1 protein-coding gene is annotated in these 1,120 nt (G+C 68.9%); it reads left to right on the forward strand.

What is annotated here, in order from left to right; all coding sequences use genetic code 11:
- Positions 1-637 precede the first annotated feature (637 nt).
- The coding region (locus LQV45_RS34695; RefSeq protein ID WP_230012475.1) for a dihydrofolate reductase family protein at positions 638-1,120 on the forward strand (483 nt) is incomplete at its 3' end.

Genomic DNA, 1,120 nt, shown 5'->3' on the forward strand with positions numbered 1-1,120 from the left:
CCCCCAGGGCATAGGCACTGTTGGCCGCGATGATCCCGTTGATCTGGCTGTCCAGTTCCGGGTCAATGGCCGGGACCGCGACGGCAGGCACGGCGGGGATCTCAGCGGGCTTCCCGGCGGCCGCCGGGACGGCGCCGGCCGCGGGCGAAGCAGTTGCTGGCGAAGCAGTTGCGGGCAGGTCAGATGCCGGCGGAACGGTCCGGCCGGCATCCGTAACCGGCGCCGTCGGCGTCGCTGCGGCGGCCGGCGGGTCAACGGGTAGCGCCGCCTGGACGCCTGCATAGACACCGGCAGCCACAAGGGCCAGTGCGACGGCGGCCGCCGTCAGATACTGTCGCCGGGTCCTCCCCTCACGCCGGGCGCGGGACCGCGGACCGGGCCGGGCACCGTCGTTGGCCCGGTGCCCGCCGGAGCGGTAGTGCCGCGGGGCCGCCTCAGGCTTCGGGACCGGCCCCGTGCTGTCGTTCGAATCGTTCGCAGGCATCATACTTCCCCGAAGGTGACTGACCGCGGTGGGGCCATAGACTTCCAGCATTCTTCCCGCAAGCGGCTTCCCGCGCAAGGGCACGTCTCCGGGAAAAAGTGGGTCTGCCATCCGAAGCAGCGGCGTACGCTGGTGAAAACGTAAGGAGCGGCGATGCGCAAAATCATCCTGGCCATGCAGGTGTCCCTCGACGGATTCTTCGAGGGCCCGGACCGCGACATCAGCTGGCACATGGTCGACGACGAGCTGCACCGCCATTTCAACCAACAGCTCAGCACCATGGGTGCCTTCCTTGACGGCCGCGTCACTTACGAGCTGATGGAAGGGTTCTGGCCCACCGCGGACCAGGACCCGGCCGCCGGCGCGGTGATGGCCGAGTTCGCCCGGATCTGGCGGGACATGCCCAAGATCGTGTATTCCCGGACGCTGACATCTGCCGCCTGGAACACCACTGTGGTCCGGGATGTGCTGCCGGAAGAAATACTGGCCCTGAAAGAGCAGCCGGGCGGGGACCTGGCCCTCGGCGGGGCAGACCTGGCCGACACCTTCCGGCGGCTCGGGCTGATCGACGAATACTGGCTGTACGTCCATCCGGTCCTGATCGGACGGGGCCGGCCCCTGTTCAAGGCCGCGGAC

The organism is Microbacterium sp. Bi128 (assembly GCF_918698205.1).